Source organism: Pseudomonas sp. 8O (assembly GCF_902506495.1).
GTDB lineage: Bacteria > Pseudomonadota > Gammaproteobacteria > Pseudomonadales > Pseudomonadaceae > Aquipseudomonas > Aquipseudomonas chaetocerotis.
The window spans coordinates 575,050-596,655 of sequence record NZ_LR733265.1; the positions used below are offsets into that span (position 1 = coordinate 575,050).

Here is a 21,606-nt window from a genome sequence, read left to right on the forward strand (position 1 = left end):
TCAATCGGCACCTGCAAGAACATCCGCTTCTGATTTGGCCAATGCTTATACGGGCCGAGGGGTGGCATCGGTGTCGAGAAAAGGTGCGGGGACAATGGGGCGGCAAGCGTTCTGGTGCAGGGCGCCCCGTGCAGCCAGCCATCGAGCCGCCAGCTACTTCGTCATGTACCGATCAACAACCGGGCGCAGCTCACGGTTGCGCTGACCATAAGTTTCAATGACCTGCCGATAGACCTTCACGTCCGAGCCCGGTAACGAATACTGCACGTCGAATACCTCCTGATCCAAGGTTTCCCACTCGGCGATCAGGGCAGCATTTGGCCGTGACTGCTGGCTCTCTGCATAGATCAGATAGGTCAGGCTGGAGGTCAGAAAATCTAGCGTGTCCTCAGCACTTTCCAGTAGTTCGAGGCATTGTTTGTGGGTCATTCCCAGTGCTTCGGCTCCAGGCAAAAGCATTACGTATCTCCGTTCAGGAGATCCTTCAAGCCAGCATTAGCAGTTGCTGCTTATTGGCGATAGCCACCGATCTATCGCCGCTAAGAGCAGCATTAACAGTGTTTAAAGCTACGAGAAATAGTGATCTGTTACAGCCTACGCGATTATAGAAGCGTCGTCCCTGGGGCACCGCAATAGCCCGGAGGATGGCAACGTCATCCAGTTTCTATTGCAGAGCGACGTGCGCGCAGTAGCCCAAAAACAGCAATTGCTATGACCTGTGCTGCCATGAGTATCAGTCCGAGCGCAGTCATCGGCACATAATGGCTTAACGCGGTAACGAGCGCCGCCCCCAATGCCGCCCCTGACATCTGCAAGAAACCAAGCATCGCCGATGCGGAGCCTGCCTGGGCTGCAAAGGGCACAAGTGCCAGGGCTGTGCTAAGTGGATTGACCATGCCCATACCAAACAGAAACACGCTGATCGCGGCCGCAAAGGTAATCAGGTCGCCAGGGTTGCAAGCAGCGGCTGCCCAGACGAGGAACCCTCCCGCTAGAGCCACAAACAGCCCGATATAAACTGTGCGCTCTGTCCCCAGGTAATGCGCAATTCGCGGGCCAAGGAGGCCTGCCGCAAACACCACGAGCACAGTTCCCGCAAAAAACACCCCAAAACCCAGTGAGCTGAGCCCCAACCCCTCAAGCAAGATGACGGGTGCAGCAGTGAAAAAGCCGAAAAGACCACCGGTAACGCAAGCGACCACTACTGCCGGCCCGACAAAGCGTGCGTCGAGCAGTAGCTTTCCATAGCCCTTGAAAATCGAAGTCGCAGACAGGGGCGTCCGCCGGGAGGTGGAATGCGTCTCCGCAAGGCGCATTGCATACCAGAACACTAGGGCAAGCCCCAGGGAACTGACGCCCATGAAGGTCATACGCCATCCGATGAATTTTTCCGCAGCGCTACCCAGAAGCGGGGAAAAACCCGGAGCGGCAGCCATGGCGACCATGATCATTGCCAGTACCCGCGCGAGCGCTTCGCCTTCGAATAGGTCGCGTGCCAGGGCTCGTGCCAGCACGGATGCAGCGCACACCCCAGCAGCTTGTATGGCCCGCCCCAGTACCAGCATCGAGACATCAGTGGCCTGCGCGCACACCACTCCACCTACGCAAAATACCAACAGCCCTCCCACTATCAGCTTACGCCGCCCATAGGAGTCCGAGAGCGGCCCGACCACAAGCTGACCCAGCGCAAAAACAGCGAAAAACACGCTGAGGGTCAAGCCAAGTTCCACGCTGGATGCGCCCAAGTCCGCAGCAATAATGGGAAATAGCGGCAGAATGATATTGGTCGAGAGAGCCCCTATTGCAGCCAAAGCAGCAAGCAAGGGAAGTATCCCGCGTACTGACGGTGATCCACGGTCATGTGCAGGTTTTGGCACCTCGATTCGTACGCCGTTCATTTGGGCAAAACCACTTGGAGTTCACGCTTCCCGATTTCGGCACCTGTTTCGGCATCGATCACGATGGGCCTGACATCGGTTCCAGTCTCGGCATCCTTAAACCACATCAGCTTGCCATCACCGCGATGTTTTCGCCCCCAAGCCGCAATCGCGAAGAGCACAGGCCAATAGTCCCGCCCTGCCTCCGTCAGCACGTACTCGTCGCGCGGGGGACGTTCTGAATAGCGGCGTTTTTCGAGCAGCTTCTCTTCGGTCAGCGTGTCGAGCCGCTTGGTCAACATGGTCGGGGCGATGCCGAGGCTTTTCCTGAACTGGTCGAAGCGCGTCAGCCCTGAATTGGCATCACGCAGAATCAGCATCGACCAGGTATCGCCTAGGACAGAGAGGCTCCGTGCAATGGGACAGGTGCTCGCTGGGGAATCTTTATGGTTCATATCATTTCCGTATTGACTCACTACTGAAACGATACTAGCATTTCCCTTGTGGCCAGTCCAGTTGTAGGTCTACGGATCGCCAAATGAGCAGTTGGCGCACGCTGCAACCTTCACAAGCACGTAATTCGGTATGGGTAGAGCATCAACGAGGTCGCTTGCACGCAAGCCGTGGCCTGACCGCATTACAGAAACGAACCTTTCTGAGCGTTGGAATTAATGAAATGAAAAAAACAGTTCTAATTACAGGGGCATCATCCGGTTTTGGATTGATGCTGGCTAATAACCTTCATCAACAAGGCTTCAATGTTATTGGCACCAGCCGTACACCCGAAAAATATAAAGGTAAACTGCCGTTCAAATTGCTTGCACTGGATGTCAGTGACGACAGTTCAATCAAATACTTTACCGAGAAACTGTTCCAGCACACCAAGCAGCTGGATGTGCTGGTCAACAATGCCGGGTACATGGTCACTGGGATTGCCGAGGAAACCCCTGTGGAACTCGGTCGGCAGCAGTTCGAAACTAATTTTTGGGGTACGGTCAAGGTAACCAATGCCTTACTTCCCTATTTCAGGCGGCAAAAGCAGGGTCAGATTATTACCGTTAGCTCTATTGTCGGCTTGATCGGCCCGCCGAACCTGTCCTATTACACGGCCTCTAAGCATGCGGTGCAAGGCTACTTCAAAGCCCTGCGCTTTGAACTGGATCAATTCAATATCAAGGTCAATATGGTTGAGCCGGTCTGGTTCAAAACCAATCTTGGCCACAATGCCGTTTCTGCAACCAATAACAAGATTTCCGACTACGACGCATATCGGAAGAAAGTCGACGCGGCTACGCAAAAGGGCATGGACGATGCAGAGGAACCCGATGCTGTAGTTAAGGCAATTGGCAAACTTATCGAACACAAAAAGCCGAAATTCAGCAACCCCGTTGGGAAAATGACCGGCATGATTCTTTTCCTGCAAAACTATGCACCCAAGATATTTGAAGGATCGATACTAAAGAGCGTGCAGTCAGCAAAATAACATGCCATCTGCCGCCTCGGCATAAATGGTGTGCCGTTCAATAAATACAACTTCCGCGAAAAATGTTCGTGACTGGAGATTCAAATGAATACAGTTATCCCACACGCTACACATGACACTCAAACAGCTACACCGCATGCAGCGGCGCAGTCTGGAATCCAAGAGTGGCATCGCATCGTTGCCGATTCGGATTGGGAAAAACTTTCAGACCTACTCGCTGACGATGTTGTTTTCCGCAACCCGTCGACGTTCGAGCCCTACCAAGGCAAAGGCCCAATGCAGGCAATCCTGCCCGCAGTATTTAGCGTGCTTGAGGATTTCAAGTATCTCCGCCACTTCGGCAGTGCGGCCGGCTATGTTCTTGAGTTCAGTGCAAGCATCGGTGATGAGCAGGTAATGGGTGTCGATCTTGTTGAGTTCAATGATGACGGCAAGATCATCGACTTCATGGTAATGATGCGGCCCGCAAGCGTTGTGCTGACATTGTCCGCCGAAGTGGGCAAGCGTATTGCTGCTGCTCAGGCATCGGCAAAGTAAGTTCCTCAGCCAAACTCTGAGCGCTGAGCAAGCACTCATTGGAATGACGGCAAAAATAAAAACCAGCTGATATAAGCAGCCCGCTGCAAACGCACTTAATAAACTTCAGTGCGCCCATGCGCTCGGCCTTATAAAACGGTATTCCGTAATTTTGAGGTGTAAAGATGAAATATTATCTGTGCAAATTCATACCGCCGCGCACTGATTTTTTGGCAACCATGTCTGCCAGCGAGCGGGAATGGATGAAACAGCATGGTGCATACCTAAACAACCTGCTTAATCAAGGACTGATAGTCGCCCATGGCCCAGTAATTGATGAGTCGGGTGGTTATGGCGTCTCGCTCTTTCAACTGCCTGATGATCAAGATGTCGCTGCACTGACATCGGAAGACCCCATCATCAAGAACGGCGTTGGCCATTATGAGCACTACACCATGCTGCACCTGACATCTCGCGCGTGATACGGCCATAGATAGCGCGCTGGCGCTATCCAGGTACGCCCGTTCAATATTTAAATAATAAGTTTGCGGTGGCGGCATTCGCTACCGCAAACCTTATAAGGAGTCTCTTATGACAACTGCTCTTATTACAGGTGCTTCAAGTGGTATCGGTGCAGTTTATGCACGCCGCTTGGCTGTACGTGGCCACAACCTTGTACTTGTCGCTCGCGCAACTGATCGGCTCAACTCTCTTGCTTCTGAGTTGCGCGATGCGCATGGTATTTCGGTCGAGGTCATCACTGCCGACCTGACCGATACCAGCCAACTTGAACTGGTTTTGCAGCGCCTACACGCTGAGCCCTCGATTGACATTCTGGTCAACAACGCAGGAGCAGCACTGGTCGGCGACTTTGCTAGCGCGGATCCGGCCAAGATGGAAACACTGCTGAGCCTCAACGTCGTTGCCCCGACCCTGCTCGCATCTGCCGTCCTCGATAGCATGGTGGCGCGTGGCAATGGCGCGATCATTAACATCGCTTCGGTGCTCGCGCTGTTGCCCGAATACTCTCGCGGGATCTATGCAGCCACCAAAGCCTATGTGCTGACACTGTCGCAGAGCCTGGCTGCCGAGGTTTCAGCCAAAGGCGTGTATGTGCAGGCCGTGCTACCTGCGGCCACGCGCACAGAAATCTATGAGCGCGCGGGAGGCGACATCAGCAAAGTGCCCGATGTCATGGAAGTAGAAGCTCTCGTCGATGCAGCATTGGTCGGTTTTGACCGCCGAGAGCTAGTGACAATCCCGCCCGTACCTGATGCAGCAGCCTGGGAAGCCTTTGAGCATGCGCGCGGTGTTCTAGCCTTAGGCTTCAGTAACTCCGAGCCAGCAGCACGCTATCGATCGTCTGTATAAATGAGGTAGAACCCTCTTGCTCTGGGTCAGAGTCATCAGCGCGGTGGATCATAATCACTGGAATGGCTGGGTCAGAACCTCCAGCGCGGGAGGGTCACAATCGCTGGAATTGGGTGTCAGCATCACTGGAATACACAGATTATGCGCTTAATGACTTAATCGGCAGACTATCGATGTCTTCTCACTATACAGTCGATATCGCAATCGCCGTCATAGATAACATCGGGAATTAACTTTCTGTAATACATGTCGCTCCACAAAATATTGACTGCGTACTCCTGCTCCTCCCCCCACTCGATATGCTCGTGCTGATTGATCATGGAAACCATGCCAACGGCATGAATCTTATTTTTCCGACTATTAACGAAATACTCCTGCAGCTTTAGCACTCGATCTCTTTCATTCTTAAGCTCAGAAAGCATCGACTCTATGCCGTAATACCCGTCACTGTCTTCCCGGTCGGGAACATCCTTAATTCCGAGATGCAAATGCAAGTGGTTCTCGTATTGCTCCCCCAGGAAAGTTAAATGCCCACTCTTAAAGCAAACATTCCAAATATCCACTAACGATTCATCATACAAGCCCGACTCATCGCCCAGAACCCCAAGATTGTACGAGAGGGATCTGCAACCTTCGTACGGACAAGCTATTTTGCTCTGATTGTTATAATCGTCATAATAATTCTTTAGATCTTCGAATTCATGCAGGAAACTCTTGACGAGTTTGAAATCGTTTTCGATGAAAACGATATTTTCAAAGTGAGAATACGCCCTTTGCGACCAATTAAAGCTCCCGGTTATAACGACTCTATTATCTACAACGCAGAATTTGTTATGCATTAGCGAGTTATAGAATCTCCCCCTGACCGGATACAGCACCACACTGTGATCCGGACTAACAAAATTCCTTCGATTGATATGATCATCATTATACAACACCTCAATGCGAACACCCTTCCGTGCTAGCTCATTGAAGATGGGGTTGTAATCTGACCATCTTATCCATGCAACGCAGATTTTGATTGACGACTTGGCTTTCCTGAGCTCATTTTTCAGATGATACCCAATATCTTCGAAGTGCGAGCTATTCATTATTTTGGGGTTATTCTGGTACATTCAGGCTTGCGCCCCCATCTGCTTTTTGAATTACAGAGCAAACTTGCTCTTCCCTCCTAATAGCTACCTCTCGACAGCTATCTATTAAGTTTATCCTACCGCACCGGACAACTCGGCTTCGAACCAAAAAAGCATCTGCTTTATGTGCTTGATCGCTTCTATCTTGAATTCTTCGGGGTGACTCTGGTTGCTCATGGCACATCCTGGTGGGCCTTATTATGAGGCTTGGAGGTGTCTACGAAAGTAGGGGGCGATTCACTTCTTTTGAAGCTGTGAAACCGGTCGCTCCAACATCGATTGCGTTAGCCCATGCATATCCGCATTGGCTTGCCAGATCAAAAAGCGGCTACGCATATCTCGAACAGCAGCTAACAGTTTCTGATTGGTCGCTGTCAGTTTCTCAATGTGCTCGTTGGCTGCCTGAATATCGCTAATCCAGCCCGGCTTCAGCGTCTGAGCCTTCAATGCCGCCTTGCAATTTTTCATCGCTAAATTCACGGCAGGTAGATTCATCAGGGACTGGCGAGCACGACTGATACCCAGTTTTTCTTTGCAGGCCTCAACGAGCAAAGGCCAGGTCAACTTCGGTTCTGACCATTCCTCAATTAGTTTAATGATGCGTTTCTCATCCTTTGGCGTTAAATGCCCCATCTTTAATCCTCAATCTCATCCAGGAAAGCCAAGACGTCATCCAGCGATGGTAACGCCTCTTGCGTCTGGTTCTCCTCAATGACTTTGACTTCGATCAGCCCCGACATTGCGGCGGCGTTCTTGGCCAGCGTCCAACCGCTATCGGCGTTCCACACAATGGCACCGTTTTCGAGTTCGGGGGTTTCCAGCGTTTGGATGAGCGCCTCGCACTTATAGAGCTTCTCACCCAGTTTTTGGGCCGACTCCGATGCCCCAAAAAAACCCCGAGAATGCGCATCCAGGGCTTTATCGAGGCGGAGTTTAAGGTCGTCGCGTTCCTCCATGAGGTTACCAAGCTTCACGTCATCCCCTTTGACGCAACCGAGCAGCCCGCAGTCCAAACAGGCTCCCATTTTCGGGCAGGGCTCGGAAGCAAAGTTGTGCACACAGACGCCGAGATGGGTTTGATGGATGATGCGATCCTGCTCACCCTCGCGCAACTCCCTCACTTCAACCAGGCTCAGCGGCTGATTGGTTTTGACCTTTTCCAGACGCTGAGCAGCGGTGCTGTACTTCGTTTTGGGGTGGTAAGCCGCAACCCCTTGAGTGCGTTCCTCGATGGTTTCATGGTTGTAGACCGATCCCATCGTCGTGCGCCCGGAGAAGGCGTCAATCAGGAGTTGCGACAGGCCGGCCTGGTGCATCCGCGTGTTTAATTCGTGCCGAAACGCATGCGTGTTGACCTTGACGCCGGGGTAGCCATGGCGCTCGAACAGGCTTTTCGTTTGCAGGTTGTTCGTACCGCCTAATTGCACATTCAATCGGCCAGTGTTCGCCGCGATCTCCACGCCAAACCCGTGTTTCACCGCAACGTGACCTGAGTCTTCAGTCAGTGCTCCAGTGCGCACGGTGAACAACGCATCACGGTACTTCACACGAGCTTTGCCCTCGGTGTACTGCGTGGTGTATGGGAAATCCTTTGGAAGATACTTCTCCCGCAACAGCACATTGAGCTTGCGCAGCGTGATTACACACTGGTCGTCAAGTTCAACACCCTGGACTCCTGGCCTGCCCTCGACGAAGATCTTCTTCCTTGGGGTTTTCCACCCGTCACGGATCTCGGCCAAGACGGCCTGGGCGGTGGGGCTGAGCGCCTTTTGCTTCTCCAAGGATTTCAGGAACTTGGCATAGAATACTTGTCGCGGACTGTAGTCCCTAGAAACTGTGAGTTTCAGCGCTGCACAGGCTTCGATGTACGTGAGCGGTTCATCAGGCTCCTTGGGTGGTCGTCCTTTATGGGACGGAAACTCATCGGGGTGATCTTCCAGCCAGGCGGCGTAAGCCCGCGCCTCATCAGTGATCGGTTTTAGTAACGTGATGGCCCGCTCGACGACCTGCTCCATCTCAGGCTTAACGACGGGCTTCAGCGTCACCTGGTTTTTCTTTTCCGCATACCAGCGCAGGAACATGCGCCGATTGCCCTGGGTATCCTCTTTGAATACTAGGCAATCCAATTCAACATCCGCCAATTCACCCACGCGACTGGGTGCACTCAGCAACAGTGCACAGGCGGATGTCACAACGATATCAAGGGGGCGGGTCAATTCGTTAGTGAAAACTTGCCCGAGGGCTCTGATCGCGTCGGGGCTGGGCAGCTTTTGTTCCCGATCCGCTTTTTGCTGCTTGAGCGTGCCACGCGGCCTCAGCGTCAGCGGAGTGGTCCACCGGAAATCCGACTTGAGCAGTTTTTTGGTCCGCATCAGGGTGATGAGGGCCTCAAGTGCCCGGCCGTGCTGGTATGCGGTGTCGCCTTTTGTCCAGTGACGGTTCATGTGCTCGCACGCTTTATTACAGACAGCGGCGGACACCCGCGTCACATCCCGCGTACCGGTCAACTCGAACAGGGCGACTTCCAGCGCCTTCAGGGCATTCAGCACGTTGTTAAGTGATTTTTTCTTCAAATACACCCGCCGGTACACCACCATGGCTTTGGCAAACTCCGTGAAGGGTGCCTGCATCGCCTTTGGGGCTGCTATGGTCGATCCGTGCGCCGTGAAGCTACAGGCATGGACGCCATGCTGGTGCCAACTGCCGTCTTCCCAGCGAATACTCGCGTGCACTCGATTGGGAATGCCTTTGGGCAGGGTCTGCTTTGCCCATTCGATAAACGCCGCGAGCTGAGCCTCCGCAGCCAGTTGGCTCCTGGGCTTAAAATCGACAATGTTGTTCGTCGGTTCAAAATGAAACGCATCGGTCATTCGGCTTCCTCCCTGATTGGAGCATGGCCTCACAATCCAGAATCACCTTGCGGCAAGCCAGAATGGCCCGATCCCAGAGCACGCCGGTCGTTTTATCCGTGACAATGGTTTGTGCCCGACGACGTTCTAATCGCTCAAGGACCGCGCGGTGATTGGCGTACAGAAGGGGTTGGAACTTTCCGCATGCGTAACAGGTGTACGGCGCATCGAGATGGCAGGCGGCAGTGGCACCGCATACTGCCACATCCTCGATTTGTCGATCCGCTCGATCCCCGTTTTTCGCTGAGGTGCGATCCGTGACGATGACCCCGGTGAACGCATTCACAACCAAGGCCAGATGGTCGCTCACCTTCGCGTCGATCAACTCCAGCAACTCCGGCGACACGGCTCGGTACTTTCGCACTGTCCGAGTATTTTTGTGCATCAATGCGCGGGCCATCGTCCACTCATCCAGCCCCGCATTGGAAAGATCCGTGCCGAGGGTGTGCCTGAACCGGTGCCCCCGCGTCACTTTCAGCGGCTGATGGGTGCGAGGCGAAATCGGAAAGCCCTCCATCTGCTCGATGCACCTAAGCCAATACTTGATCGCGTCTGATCCGACATGAAATATCGGCTGTGGCGCGTCTTCGAGGCCTTTTTGAAGGGGGCTGTCGAGCAAAACAGGGGGATTCACTCGCTCCCAAGGTTCTGCATCATCATCCAGCTTCCGACGAAAGAGGGGCACATTCTCAATGGCTGCATTCCAGTCGGCACCGTCTGGATACGTTTGCCAGAGTTGCGCCAGAACCATTGCCTTGTAGGCCTGCACGGTGTTGTAGAGATCCTCATCTAGACTGAATGTTTCGGACTTTGCTCGCCAACCCGTCTCGTCGTCTCTTTGCTTTGCCCAATGAAACCTGACCTTGCAGCCCTGATCGCTCTTCGTGAAATCACCAAAAATCATCATTCGCACCTGAGCACCACGCTGTCCGTAAATCATCAACATGCGCAGGTAAAGGAACTGCTCGAAATCTAGCTGCCCGTGACAAAACTGCTCATGTATCCATTGGTGCAGAGCGTCTTGCTCCACCTGCGTGAACGGGCCTTTTTCGGGGTCCAGGCTGAGGATCACATCGTTGCTGGAATGCTTTTTCCTGGGCAGTGCCTGGTAGGCATCGATCAGGGGTTGCGAGGGGCGCTGTTCGAGGGATTCGCAGTCGTGCCAAAACGCCATGCAAGCGGCAATGGCACTAAACTCAGAACTGTTCAAGCGCTCCCGCAGAGCGATCAGGTGATCCTCGTTGAGCGGGTCAATCCCGGCCTGAGCAGCCCGCGACAATGCACTTGTCGTGTTAGCAACCGTACCCGCTTCCAGATCGGCCATTCGGTACGCCAGGGCGGCGTGCAACCAGGGCTGCCAATCCGGCGAGACGCAGGCAATAGCCGCTTCCCAGTTGACTGAGTGATTAGCCGATTTATCCGGTTTCCACATGGGGTGAGTCGGTGTGAAAACTTCCCCGCACTTGGCCAGGCGAGGCGTGTTCAGCCATGCATCGAGGCTGTCCTTCGTGGGTGCCTGAAGTGCTTCGACGGCGATGTTCACTCTGATCCTCCTTGTGTCGTGCCGACCCTCTGACGGTTGGCGGTAAACCGCTCGGCCCGTTTCTGTATCGCTTTGTCTGCCTCTTCCTTCCAGAATTTCGCGCCGTAGAGGCCGGGCATGTTCGATTCGGGACTCCAGCCGAACATCCATGTGAGGGTCTTTTGAACTTGCGTGGTGCGATCCTCCGGCGTGAGCACTGCCAATTCCTCACGCATGCTCTCCAGCATCGTGTAGACCGCGTCATGCCTCAGAATATGTGGGTGCACATGAGCCAGTTCCGGCGCTATTTCTCGGACCTTGGACAGAACACCATCCACTGCCTTGATGGTCAGAGGTCCGCCCTCATTTCGCTTGTGCGCCACCAGCAAAAACGGATGCCTTCTCGCCCGCGATGAGCCGTTACGGGGCTTTCTGTGGCGATATTTCGATTCGTACTCAGTGATTGCGTCATATAGGTCATCGGTCATCACCAGCATGCGCTCGTGTGTTTTGAATTGCGGGGCCATGGTTCGTGGATCGAGGCTCTCATCCTCTAGGTTGACCACCGCTAGTTGACGACTGTGCCAGTGAATGTCGCTGGTCTTGATCAGCAGCATCTCGGAGCGTCGCAGCCCCATGTCGAGACCCAGCAGCAAAATGATGTAGTTACGCAGCCTGATGGCTTCATCTGAAAAGGGGTTCTCGGCGCTATCCGGATGCATGATTTCCAGCAATCGAGTTCGCTCCTGACTCGTAAGCCCTTTCATTTCGTCCGTTCGCGTTTTTTTCCACGCAGGGCTGGTCGCTTTGATCTTGCGGTTGATGCGCTTCTTCAGATCGTCAACCGCCTCATATCGTTTTGAGTGATCACCCAACTTGTCATAGAGGAAGGCCAGATAGTCGCGTACCGCCTCGATTCGTTGCCGCGCATGGACTTTGCCGACGGATTTGTAGGCAGTCGGATGCAAACGCACCCCCGCATACTTCTTGGCCAAGGTTTCCTTGCTAAACCCTGCGTCCGACACAAACCTAGAAAGCTCACTGTCTGTCAGGTATTGGCTGTGAGGGCGCTGTTCGAGGTGAGAAATCAGATCAATGGAGGAAAAAGCCAGAAACTCCTCAAACACAGCCAGATGCTCAAGGTACTTCTTGGTCGTTTCGAGGGCTCTGCCCGAGTGCTCCATGGTGATGTATAGGTTGGGGTAGTAGACCGGGATGTAGTCTTGCACCAGCACCTTTCTTCTAGCAGCATTCACCACCTGTTCTATGACCTGAAAACCCATGTTGCTCCCTCATAAAACATAACTTTTCTAAGTATAGTCAGGGGTGTCAGACAGTCAGCGCAAAACTTAACGTTTTCTTTTCCTGAATTTAAGCGCCTGTCTCTACCCTCAAAACACTGAAAATAAAGGATTAAAGGCGAATAAAACCATGTCCAAAAGTGACAAAGCAGGCAAAACAGGCTCTTACGTCTACAGCATGCATCGGGTCAGCAAGGTTGTCCCGCCGAAGCGTGAAATTCTCAAGGACATCTCCCTGTCATTCTTCCCAGGCGCCAAGATCGGCGTGCTGGGCCTCAACGGTGCCGGTAAGTCCACGTTGCTGCGCATCATGGCCGGCGTCGACACCGAGATCGACGGTGAAGCCCGTCCGATGCCGGGGATCAAGGTCGGCTATCTGCCACAGGAGCCACAGCTCGACCCGAGCAAGACGGTGCGCGACATCGTCGAAGAGGCAGTAGGCGAGATCAAGCAGGCCCAGGCTCGTCTTGACGAGGTCTACGCCGCTTACGCCGAGCCGGACGCCGACTTCGACGCCCTGGCTGCCGAGCAGGCCAAACTCGAAGCCATTCTGCAGGCTTCCGATGGTCACAACCTGGAGCGCCAGCTGGAAGTCGCCGCCGACGCCCTGCGTTTGCCGGCCTGGGACGCCAAGATCGAGCACCTGTCCGGTGGTGAGAAACGCCGCGTGGCGCTGTGTCGCCTGCTGCTGTCGGCGCCAGACATGTTGCTGCTCGACGAGCCGACCAACCACCTGGACGCTGACTCGGTCGCCTGGCTGGAGCGCTTCCTGCACGATTTCCCCGGCACCGTGGTGGCCATCACCCACGACCGTTACTTCCTCGATAACGTCGCCGGCTGGATTCTCGAACTCGACCGCGGCCACGGTATCCCCTTCGAGGGCAACTACTCCGGCTGGCTGGAATCGAAGGCCAACCGTCTGGCTCAGGAAGCCAAGGCCGAGGCGTCACACGCCAAGGCGATGAAGGCCGAACTGGAGTGGGTGCGCCAGGGTGCCAAGGCGCGTCAGTCCAAATCCAAGGCGCGTCTGCAACGCTTCGAGGAAATGCAATCGCAGGAATTCCAGAAGCGCAGCGAGACCAACGAGATCTACATCCCGGCTGGCCCGCGTCTGGGCGACAAGGTCATCGATTTCCACAACGTGTCGAAGTCCTTCGGCGACCGCGTGCTGATCGACGACCTGTCCTTCAGCATTCCCAAAGGCGCCATCGTCGGCGTGATCGGCGGTAACGGCGCTGGTAAGTCGACTCTGCTGCGCATGATCACCGGCAAGGAGCAGCCGGATTCCGGCCATATCGAGATCGGTGAAACCGTACAGATCGCCAGCGTCGAGCAGAGCCGCGAGATGCTCGAAGGCAACAAGACCGTGTGGGAGCAGATTTCCGACGGCTTCGACATGATCAAGGTGGGCAACTACGAGGTGCCGTCGCGCGGTTACGTCGGGCGCTTCAACTTCAAGGGCGCCGACCAGCAGAAGTTCGTCAAGGACCTCTCCGGTGGTGAGCGCGGTCGCCTGCACATGGCGCTGACCCTGAAGCAGGGCGGCAACGTGCTGCTGCTCGACGAACCGTCCAACGACCTCGACGTGGAAACCCTGCGCGCGTTGGAAGAGGCGCTGCTGGACTTCCCGGGCGCCGCCGTGGTGATTTCCCACGATCGCTGGTTCCTCGACCGTATCGCCACGCATATCCTCTCCTACGAGGACGATGGCAAGGTCAACTTCTTCGAAGGCAACTACACCGAGTTCGAAGCCGACCGCAAGAAACGCCTGGGCGATGCCGCCGCGCAGCCGCACCGCGTGCGCTACAAGAAGCTGGCGTAGGGTGGGTTAGCGGCGCCAAGCACGTCATTGGTTGTTTTCACGAGCAGAGTGCGCCGCGTAACCCAACATGCGATATCCCGGTGTTACGCCGGGATGAAAAAACGGAGCCTGCGGGCTCCGTTTTTTGTTGTGGGCGCCGGTCATCTGCAGGAGCGGCGCCCCACGAAAGGTTGCTTTGGTTTCGTAGGGTGCGCCGTGCGCACCGGTTACGCTGGAATATCGGTGCGCACAGCGCACCCTACTTCAGAGCCTGGCCAGCAGGCTTTCCAGCGCCTTGGCCTGGTCCTCGGCCAGATCGATGATATGAAAACCGGCCCAGCAATGCTGGCCGTCGGCACCGGGGCGGCTCCACAGGCAGTCGGCGCCCAGGCGCACTTCTTGTACCGAATCGCTACCTGAGGTGCACACCAGGCGGCATTCCAGCACCGCGTCGGCGGTGTGGGGGGTGTCGCTGAACAGCATGAAACCATCGGCAGACAGGTCGACTATACGGCCCAGGCGCTGTCCGCTGTTCAGGTCGAAGACCTCCAGCTGCATTTCGGTACCATGGCGGCTGTGTTGACGACGCTCTTCCATGGGAATTCCTCAGCGGGGTTCGGCCGTGCGCCCAGTGAAGCGCTGCAGCACACGGTAAATGGCAGTCAGCGCGCGATCCACCAGTGGCGTCGCGCGTTCGGGTGTCACGATGCGGGCCAGGCCCTTTTCCATCTCGCTGGCCAGCAGGGTCAGCGGCTTGATCGCCACGCGTTGGCCGCTGTGGTCGACGAACATGTAGTTGTGCGTGGTCGGGCTGAACCAGGAAAGCTTGAGTACGCGGCTCTTGTCGCCCTCGACGAACTCGAACCAGGTGCCGAATTCGACGCTGGCCAATTCCTTGGCCAGGGCTTGTGCATGTACCGAGAGCTTGCTGCGCGAAGGTGCCTGGCGAGCCAGATCGGCATCCTCTCCGAGCATGGCGCCCAGAGGGCTTTCTGGCAGGGTGGGTTTGAGTTGGTCGGCCAACTGCGGTTGTTTGGCTTGCACCGCATGCTGGCAGGCCACCAGGTCCTGCAGCAGGCGACGGATGCCATCCTCATGGTAGCCGCCGAGCAATTCCAGGCCCTTGCGCAGGTCGCTGAGCATGGGCACGCGCTGTTCCTGCAATTGCAGCACCTCGGCCTCGCCAAGCGGTGTGCCGCTCCAGGCCAGCTGTTCGGCCACTTCGCAGGAGCGCTTCCACTCCGTGCTCTGCTCGCCATGGCGCAGCAAGACGAAAACCAGGACGTCGGCCCAGGTCAGCTCGAGGAAGTTGCGGATGATTGTCGGCAGGTTGCGTTGCCCGACGCATCGCTGAACCACCTCAAGCGCCTGCTCGCGAGCCCCAAGCAGGCGGTCACGGCCCTTGGCAGCCTCTATCGCGCGGCGTTCGCGCAGTTCGACCTTGTGGCGCAGGGTCTCGACATATTCGTTGAACTCCTCGATCAGACTGTCGAACAGCGCCAGGTCACCGCTGAAGCCGTGAATCACCCGTTCGACCACCCATTGCATCTTGGCCAGCAGGCTGCGTTCGTCACCTTCGCTGCCGTACAGCACGCCAGCCTGGGCCATGGTGTTGAGCAGGCGTCGCGCCGGATGGTGGTGCTGGGTGAACAGCGCCTTGTCCTGCAGCGCAATTTTCAGGTAGGGCGTATGCAGGTGCGAAAGTGCGGTCTTGCAGGCGTCCGGCAGGTTCTCGTCATCGAGGATGAAGTCGAACAGCATGCCAACCAGGTCGATCACGTCGGCTTCCTGATCGGACACCTTGCTGTCGCCCGGCAGGCTGCTGTGCGATTCCAATTGCTGCTGCAGGTCGGCCTTGAGGCCTTCAACGGCTTGCGGTTGGTGCAGGCGTTGGGCCAGTTCGTGGGCCGACTGCTGTTGCATGCGGTTGAGCGCAGCGAGCAATTCGCTGGCGCTGTAGGTGCGGCTGGCCTCGCGCGGCGAGAAGCTGATGATGCTCCGTGTACCGCCCAGGAGCGGGGCGTCCGGGTGGCTCTGGCGGTGCTCGCCGAGCAGGCTGGACAGGCCGCTGAACAGCGCCGCCGGATCGCTCGGCGGCGGTGCGCTGAGATCGAGGTCGAACAGCGCCGGTTCCACGGGGGCAGACGTTGCGCCCGGTCTGCCCGGTGCTTGTTGTTGGGGTGTCGGGGCTTCTGCCTGAGGCGCATCGGGGCGGCTGACGCTTTGATTGATCTGCGCGCTGTACTTGAGGTTGGGAAGCACGCCGGCATCGATCAGGCGCTGGTTGAGTGCAGCATAGAGTGAATCGAGGCTCTGCATCACATGGCGATCGAAGAGCATGTACAGGATGGTCTTGATCTGCAGCGGGAAGGGGCAGGGCGCCAGCGCATCGCGAAACGCCTGGGCAATGGCCTGTGGGCCGAAAGGGTTGCTGTCCTCGCCGAGCTTCTGGCCGTTGTTGAGCAGCGCCAGGCGCTGCTCCAGAGCGAACAGCGGCTGGGTGCAGCGTGCCTTGACCCGGCTGACCATATTGGTGACTTGCAGGGTTTCTTCGTAATCCTCGTTCTGCACCAGGGCCAACTGCTCGGGGTCCACTTCGGCCGGCGTCTGATCCTGCAGCTTGCCGTCGAGGAAATCGGAAAAATTGTTGGCGATGGCCTGGTGGTAGCTGCGCTCGATCTGTGGACGCTGGCGGCGGATCTCGCGCATGTTGTCGAAGAACAACGTCTGCACCTTGTTGTTCTCGGCTTTCTCGGCGCACTCGAACAGGGTGTCATCGACTTGGCCGAATACACCGCTCAGATGCTCCGCCAGTCGATTCATCACCAGTTTGCGGCAGGCTTGTACCAGATCGCTGAAGCGCGGCTGTATACCGCGGCTGGCGAGGCTGACCACCTTGGGGTGAATGGGGGGCTTGTCCTGGTTGCTCATGGACTGTCCTGACTGGCGTCGTCGGCTGGCGCGTCCTGCGTCGTGCCGCAGTTCGATGAAACATATAGTAGTCCATGGCTTGCCTGCAAAGCATTGTCATAAAAGCAGTTTGCAGGGGTTGACAGGGAAATTTTGCTACGTAAAATGGCGCGCCTCTGAAGCGGTAAAGCGAAAGCCGAAGCGCAGCAGAGCTGGAAGACCGAAGTTCCGCGATAGCTCAGTCGGTAGAGCAAATGACTGTTAATCATTGGGTCCCTGGTTCGAGTCCAGGTCGCGGAGCCAACTTCCTATCGGGGTATAGCGCAGTCCGGTAGCGCGCTTGCTTTGGGAGCAAGATGTCGGGAGTTCGAATCCCCCTACCCCGACCATTTTTGGGTCGTTAGCTCAGTTGGTAGAGCAGTTGGCTTTTAACCAATTGGTCGTAGGTTCGAATCCTACACGACCCACCACCACAACGAACAAGCCCGCCTAGTGCGGGCTTTTTCGTTTTTGCGTGTTTGGTTTTTGCGACGCGGCTCGAATGCGGCCCGGGGCGGCTGTTCTGTATCGAGAGCGTCCCGGATTTCATCCGGGCTACGCATCTGCTCGTCTCCCCCTGTCCCGCCCTGCGTCCGCTTCTAGCTCGTAGGGTGGGCTTTAGCCCACCAGCGGGGGTGAGAGGTGGGCTGAAGCGGATCGCCGCCCGGCCCACCCTACAACGCCTGTTTCCGCTGCTTCAGTGCAGCTTCAGACGCGGCTCGGTGCTGCGCCCGATGCGATCACTGAGCATCAGCAGCAGGGTGCGTGGCACGCCATACAGGGCCATCTGGTGCATGCGGTACAGCGACACGTAGAACACCCGTGCCAGCCAGCCTTCGAGCATGACGCTGCCGGTCAGATTACCCATCAGGTTACCGACCGCTGAGAAGCTCGACAGCGAGATCAGCGAGCCGTAGTCGCGATAGTGGTATTCCGGCAGCGGCTGGGCGCTGATCTTCAAGCGTAGCGACTTGGCCAGCAGCGATGCCTGCTGATGCGCTGCCTGGGCGCGTGGCGGCACGTTGCGGCCTTCGGTGCCGGGCTGTGGACAGGCTGCGCAGTCGCCAAAGGCGAACACGTCGTCATCGAGCGTCGTTTGCAGGGTCGGACGAACCTGCAACTGGTTGATACGGTTGCTCTCCAGACCATCGAGATCCTTGAGAAAACCGGGGGCGCGGATGCCGGCAGCCCAGACTTTCAGGCTGGCCGGGATGAAGTTGCCGTCGGCGGTTTTCAGGCCATCGGCAGTCACTTCACTGACGGCGGCGCCGGTCAGTACGGTGACGCCGAGCTTCTCCAGGGTCTTATGCACCGGACGCGCGATGCGCTCGGGCAGGGCAGGCAGTACACGCGGCCCGGCTTCGATCAGGGTGATGCGCATATCTTCGGGGCGAATGCGATTCAGGCCATAGGCAGCCAGTTGCTTGGCGGCGTGGTGCAGTTCCGCTGCCAGCTCGACCCCTGTGGCACCAGCGCCGACGATGGCAATGTCGATCTTCGAGCCGTCTTCGCTCTCGTTGGCGTGCGCGCGCAGGTAGTGGCTGAGCATACGGCGATGGAAGCGCTCAGCCTGCGCGCGAGTGTCGAGGAAAATGCAGTGCTCGGCGGCGCCAGGCGTGCCGAAGTCATTGGTGGTGCTGCCAACGGCAATGACCAGGCTGTCGTAGGTGATCCGACGCTCAGGCATCAGCACCTGGCCGTCGTCATCCAGAGTCGGTGCCAGGGTAATGCTCTTGCCGGCACGGTCGAGGTCGGACATGCGCCCGAGCTGGAACTCGAAATGATTCCACTTGGCCTGGGCCACGTAGTTCAGTTCGTCTTCCGAGGAGTTCAGCGAGCCGGCGGCCACTTCGTGCAGCAGGGGCTTCCAGATATGGGTGAGGTTGGCGTCGACCAAAATGATGCGGGCGGCGCCACTCTTGCCCAGTTTTCTACCCAGACGGGTGGCCAGCTCCAAACCGCCGGCGCCTCCGCCGACAATCACGATGCGATGGGACATGGATATTGCTCACAAGGCTTTGAAAAATGCGGTGTGAGTGCGAGAGGGCGAGCGCAAGGCAGCTCATAGCACCAGTCGACTCAGAAGGCGGCTCAGCAGGCCCAGGCCAATGGTCACGACCATGACTACCGCCAGTAGACGCCAGACGCGAAATGGCTGACGTTCGACCTGATGCTGCGGTGCGCTCAGGTAGTGGTCGACTTTCTGCTGGTCTTCGGGGCTCAGGCGACTGGTCATGGGCGGGCCTCTGCTTGAATGCCGCTATTCTAGGCGTGCCCGCCAGCCTTGGCGAGCGTCGTTGTCCTGCGGGTCAGATAATGGGTCAAGGATTTCAACGCTTACGGCGTCCTCCAGGCGGATGATGCCGCCTTCGATCACGCGAGCGGTAATGCCGCCATGGCCACGCATGGCCTGGAAGGTGCCGCGACCAAGGCGTTCCTCCAGACGGGCACAGGGTTGGCACCAGCCGGTGGTTTCCAGCAGCGCCTGGCCAATGCGAAAACGCCGGCCCTTGAGGCTGAACAGATTGATGCCGGCGACCGCGATATTACGGCGCAGCTCGCTGGGCTGCATGGGCGCATCGCGACCGAGCAGGGCAGCGACGACGGCCAGGTGTTCCCACTGGATCAGCGTGACCTGCCGCGCATTGCGTGGCCCGGGGCGGCTGTGATCGCCGGTCAGGCCGGCTTCACGCCGGGCTTCCACGACTTCGACTTCGAGCATTGCCTCACGTGCCTTGGGGCGTACGCCTAGCCAGCGCACCTGGCCGACCTGCGGTACATCGGCCAGCAATTCCTGCAAGGGGCTCATAGGCCGATACCGATGTCGAACAGCAGGCTGCGTCCGAGATTTTGCCGCAGAAAGTCCGGCGCGTCCGGGTGAGCGAACAGCACACGGGCGAAGCGCGGACCGACCAGCGACAACGAGCGCCAGCCCTGGCGCAGGTATTCGGTGGGTGGCGGGAAGTGGCTGTTGCAATCGAGCACGGCGCGCTTGAGGCTGACGAAGGCGACCAGGTCGAGTTCGCCGAGGTCGATGCCGCGCTCGCGGTAGTTATGCGCCTTCTTGCGCAAGGTCGGCGCCAGCCTCGCCTGCATCTCGCTGGCTGGAATGCGTTTGGGGCGTGCTTCGCGGCGTACCAGCTGGCTCAGGGAAAAGGCGCTGCGTCGCCGCTCCAGCTCGGCGCGCCACTCGTCATTCAGGCGCCGGCCTTCATCGAGCACGAAAAACACTTCGAAATTGGCATCGCGAAACAGCACGTCCGGCGGCTCCTGGCCGCTGGGCGTGAAGTCATCGCTGTGGTGACGCACGTTCAGCGCTTGCAGCAGGCGCTGACAAACCCAACGCTCACGCTCCCATTTCTTGGCGTTGGAGAGGAAGGCATTGGCTTGTTCGGCCTGGTGCGTCAGCAGGCGCAGATAGTCGGAATCGTCCATGTCCGAAGCTTAGCTGCAGCGCAGGCTGGCTTGCCAGTGCCGGCAACTCCAGTCGTTCCAGTGAGCGTGGAAATCCAGCTGGGCTTTGTTGGCTGTTGTCGATCAATGGCAGGGCAGTCGCCATTGCAGTTGCTCTGCCGGCAAAATCAAATCCGAGTGCCGGTGTAGACTCCCTGGCACGGCGATGAATGAAGAGAAGGGTGTGCGCATGATCGCTTCCAATCTACTGGCTTTCTCCACCTTGTTGGGCGGCTGGCTGGTCTATGGGCTGGCGCTGCTCTGGGCGATAACACGGGCGCCGTGGGTCGAGCTGTTCAGTGACCTGCGCCGCCAGCATCTGCTGTTCGGCACCATGCTCGCGCTGTTTCTGCTATGGCTGGTGCGCCGCGATTTCGACTCCGGGCTTTCCTATCACTTCATCGGCATGACCGCCGTAACCCTGCTGCTCGACTGGCCACTTGCCGTGCTGGCGGGCCTGGCGGCGCAGCTTGGCCTGCTGGCTATCGGTCGCATGGACCTGGCCTCGCTCGGCATCAACGGCGTGCTGCTGGTGCTGATTCCGGTGCTGATCACCGAGCTGTGCGCGATCCGTGTCGAGCGCGCGCAGCCGCGTAACCTGTTCGTCTATATCTTCTTCTGCGGTTTCTTTCCGGCAGCGCTGGCTACGCTGATGACGCTGCTCGGCGGCCTTGCCCTGTTGTGGATGGACGGGCTGTTCCCCATGCCACCCTGGCTGGACGACTTTGCCGGCTACCTGTGGTTGGTGGCGTTCCCCGAAGCCTTTATCAACGGCACCATCGTCACCGCGCTCGTGGTGTTCTACCCGGACTGGCTGGAAACCTTCAATCGCAGCCGCTATCTGCAGGCGCCCTGGAAGGAGGGTGATCGCGGTGAGTGAATGGCGCTGTATTGGCCGATTGAATGGCGCTGCCGGGATTGATCCTGATCAAGGCTCGGAGCGGGCCTGCCGGCATGCTGTGACAAACGCCTGCGAGGGATTTGAACATGAGTATTCACAGTTGGGCCAGAAGTGCTCTGCACGATGATTTGCGCGACGCCGAGGCGCAGGGTTTCGAGCGCCTGATGGCATTGCGTGCGCTGCTGGCGGAAATCGTGCAGCAGAACAAGGCGCTGCGCGACGCTCAGGAACTGGCTGGCGAACTGCAGTTTCTCGCCGACAACCTCGACGATGATCGCGATTACGCCTTCATGCGCCCCTGAGCCCCGTAGGGTGCGCCGTGCGCACCGCCTGCGCGCATGATGCTGATGGTCTTCCGTAGGCGCTGTAGGAGCGGCTTCAGCCGCGAAC

At 57.4% G+C, this 21,606-nt stretch carries 21 protein-coding genes and 3 tRNA genes; 10 read left to right on the top strand and 14 right to left on the bottom strand.

What is annotated here, in order from left to right; all coding sequences use genetic code 11:
- Positions 1-153: 153 nt before the first annotated feature.
- From GV002_RS16125 to GV002_RS16135, 3 genes are all read right to left on the bottom strand, one after another.
- A complete protein-coding gene (locus GV002_RS16125) occupies positions 154-459 on the bottom strand; it encodes a hypothetical protein (RefSeq protein ID WP_160019362.1) in 306 nt (101 codons plus the stop codon).
- A 194-nt stretch (positions 460-653) separates the two neighbouring features.
- Positions 654-1,898, bottom strand: a complete 1,245-nt coding sequence (locus GV002_RS16130) for a multidrug effflux MFS transporter (protein ID WP_160019363.1) — start codon at positions 1,896-1,898, stop codon at positions 654-656.
- Positions 1,895-2,332 carry a winged helix-turn-helix transcriptional regulator gene (locus GV002_RS16135; RefSeq protein WP_160019364.1) on the bottom strand — a complete coding sequence of 146 codons (438 nt, stop codon included), beginning with the start codon at positions 2,330-2,332 and terminating at the stop codon, positions 1,895-1,897. The genes GV002_RS16130 and GV002_RS16135 overlap by 4 nt, the downstream gene beginning before the upstream one ends.
- An 83-nt stretch (positions 2,333-2,415) precedes the next feature.
- On the opposite strand from GV002_RS16135, the gene GV002_RS16140 reads away from it, so the two are divergent.
- From GV002_RS16140 to GV002_RS16155, 4 genes are all read left to right on the top strand, one after another.
- Complete coding sequence (locus GV002_RS16140; RefSeq protein ID WP_256667108.1) at positions 2,416-3,360, top strand: SDR family NAD(P)-dependent oxidoreductase; 945 nt, start codon at positions 2,416-2,418, stop codon at positions 3,358-3,360.
- A gap of 84 nt (positions 3,361-3,444) precedes the next feature.
- The gene (locus GV002_RS16145; RefSeq protein ID WP_160019365.1) at positions 3,445-3,897 is read left to right on the top strand and encodes a nuclear transport factor 2 family protein; all 453 of its coding nucleotides are present in this window, start codon (positions 3,445-3,447) and stop codon (positions 3,895-3,897) included.
- Positions 3,898-4,061: 164 nt separating this feature from the next.
- Entirely contained in the window at positions 4,062-4,358 is a 297-nt protein-coding gene (locus GV002_RS16150) for a YciI family protein (RefSeq protein WP_160019366.1), read from the top strand.
- Between the two features lie 109 nt (positions 4,359-4,467).
- Positions 4,468-5,247 carry an SDR family NAD(P)-dependent oxidoreductase gene (locus GV002_RS16155; protein ID WP_160019367.1) on the top strand — a complete coding sequence of 260 codons (780 nt, stop codon included), beginning with the start codon at positions 4,468-4,470 and terminating at the stop codon, positions 5,245-5,247.
- 167 nt (positions 5,248-5,414) lie between these two features.
- Here the strand turns inward: GV002_RS16155 and GV002_RS16160 are convergent, their stop codons facing one another.
- The 5 genes from GV002_RS16160 to GV002_RS16180 all read right to left on the bottom strand — a co-directional run bounded on the left by GV002_RS16160 (position 5,415) and on the right by GV002_RS16180 (position 12,094).
- Positions 5,415-6,362, bottom strand: coding sequence for a phospholipase D-like domain-containing protein (locus GV002_RS16160; protein WP_160019368.1), 948 nt, complete (start codon positions 6,360-6,362; stop codon positions 5,415-5,417).
- A gap of 255 nt (positions 6,363-6,617) precedes the next feature.
- Positions 6,618-7,013 carry a hypothetical protein gene (locus tag GV002_RS16165; RefSeq protein ID WP_160019369.1) on the bottom strand — a complete coding sequence of 132 codons (396 nt, stop codon included), beginning with the start codon at positions 7,011-7,013 and terminating at the stop codon, positions 6,618-6,620.
- 2 nt (positions 7,014-7,015) lie between these two features.
- On the bottom strand, positions 7,016-9,250 hold the full coding sequence (locus GV002_RS16170; RefSeq protein WP_160019370.1) for a hypothetical protein: 2,235 nt from the start codon (positions 9,248-9,250) through the stop codon (positions 7,016-7,018).
- Positions 9,228-10,832 carry a tyrosine-type recombinase/integrase gene (locus tag GV002_RS16175; RefSeq protein WP_160019371.1) on the bottom strand — a complete coding sequence of 535 codons (1,605 nt, stop codon included), beginning with the start codon at positions 10,830-10,832 and terminating at the stop codon, positions 9,228-9,230. The genes GV002_RS16170 and GV002_RS16175 overlap by 23 nt, the downstream gene beginning before the upstream one ends.
- Positions 10,829-12,094 (bottom strand): site-specific integrase, encoded by a 1,266-nt coding sequence (locus tag GV002_RS16180; protein ID WP_160019372.1) that lies wholly within the window; start codon positions 12,092-12,094, stop codon positions 10,829-10,831. The genes GV002_RS16175 and GV002_RS16180 overlap by 4 nt, the downstream gene beginning before the upstream one ends.
- A gap of 148 nt (positions 12,095-12,242) precedes the next feature.
- Between GV002_RS16180 and ettA the strand changes: the two genes are divergently transcribed.
- Complete coding sequence (gene ettA, locus GV002_RS16185; protein WP_160019373.1) at positions 12,243-13,934, top strand: energy-dependent translational throttle protein EttA; 1,692 nt, start codon at positions 12,243-12,245, stop codon at positions 13,932-13,934.
- Between the two features lie 243 nt (positions 13,935-14,177).
- On the opposite strand, the gene GV002_RS16190 is transcribed toward ettA, so the two are convergent.
- Both GV002_RS16190 and GV002_RS16195 read right to left on the bottom strand, forming a co-directional pair.
- On the bottom strand, positions 14,178-14,510 hold the full coding sequence (locus GV002_RS16190) for a PilZ domain-containing protein (RefSeq protein ID WP_160019374.1): 333 nt from the start codon (positions 14,508-14,510) through the stop codon (positions 14,178-14,180).
- Between the two features lie 9 nt (positions 14,511-14,519).
- Positions 14,520-16,844 carry a DUF1631 domain-containing protein gene (locus GV002_RS16195; RefSeq protein WP_160019375.1) on the bottom strand — a complete coding sequence of 775 codons (2,325 nt, stop codon included), beginning with the start codon at positions 16,842-16,844 and terminating at the stop codon, positions 14,520-14,522.
- A gap of 206 nt (positions 16,845-17,050) precedes the next feature.
- On the opposite strand from GV002_RS16195, the gene GV002_RS16200 reads away from it, so the two are divergent.
- The 3 genes from GV002_RS16200 to GV002_RS16210 all read left to right on the top strand — a co-directional run bounded on the left by GV002_RS16200 (position 17,051) and on the right by GV002_RS16210 (position 17,293).
- Positions 17,051-17,126: transfer RNA gene (locus GV002_RS16200), tRNA-Asn, on the top strand.
- 9 nt (positions 17,127-17,135) lie between these two features.
- A tRNA-Pro gene (locus GV002_RS16205) sits at positions 17,136-17,212 on the top strand.
- Positions 17,213-17,217: 5 nt separating this feature from the next.
- Positions 17,218-17,293, top strand: a tRNA-Lys gene (locus tag GV002_RS16210).
- Between the two features lie 266 nt (positions 17,294-17,559).
- On the opposite strand, the gene GV002_RS16215 is transcribed toward GV002_RS16210, so the two are convergent.
- From GV002_RS16215 to GV002_RS16230, 4 genes are all read right to left on the bottom strand, one after another.
- Positions 17,560-18,861 carry an NAD(P)/FAD-dependent oxidoreductase gene (locus GV002_RS16215; RefSeq protein ID WP_160019376.1) on the bottom strand — a complete coding sequence of 434 codons (1,302 nt, stop codon included), beginning with the start codon at positions 18,859-18,861 and terminating at the stop codon, positions 17,560-17,562.
- Positions 18,862-18,924: 63 nt separating this feature from the next.
- Entirely contained in the window at positions 18,925-19,098 is a 174-nt protein-coding gene (locus GV002_RS16220) for a DUF3094 family protein (protein ID WP_075745439.1), read from the bottom strand.
- A 24-nt stretch (positions 19,099-19,122) separates the two neighbouring features.
- On the bottom strand, positions 19,123-19,671 hold the full coding sequence (locus tag GV002_RS16225; protein ID WP_160019377.1) for an MOSC domain-containing protein: 549 nt from the start codon (positions 19,669-19,671) through the stop codon (positions 19,123-19,125).
- Positions 19,668-20,297, bottom strand: a complete 630-nt coding sequence (locus GV002_RS16230; protein ID WP_004425012.1) for a DUF1780 domain-containing protein — start codon at positions 20,295-20,297, stop codon at positions 19,668-19,670. The genes GV002_RS16225 and GV002_RS16230 overlap by 4 nt, the downstream gene beginning before the upstream one ends.
- Positions 20,298-20,505: 208 nt before the next feature.
- Here GV002_RS16230 and GV002_RS16235 point away from each other — a divergent pair, with 208 nt between their 5' ends.
- Both GV002_RS16235 and GV002_RS16240 read left to right on the top strand, forming a co-directional pair.
- Positions 20,506-21,195: an energy-coupling factor ABC transporter permease gene (locus GV002_RS16235; RefSeq protein WP_160020182.1), complete on the top strand. Its 690-nt coding sequence runs from the start codon at positions 20,506-20,508 to the stop codon at positions 21,193-21,195.
- Between the two features lie 107 nt (positions 21,196-21,302).
- Complete coding sequence (locus GV002_RS16240; protein WP_160019378.1) at positions 21,303-21,518, top strand: hypothetical protein; 216 nt, start codon at positions 21,303-21,305, stop codon at positions 21,516-21,518.
- Positions 21,519-21,606: the final 88 nt, after the last annotated feature.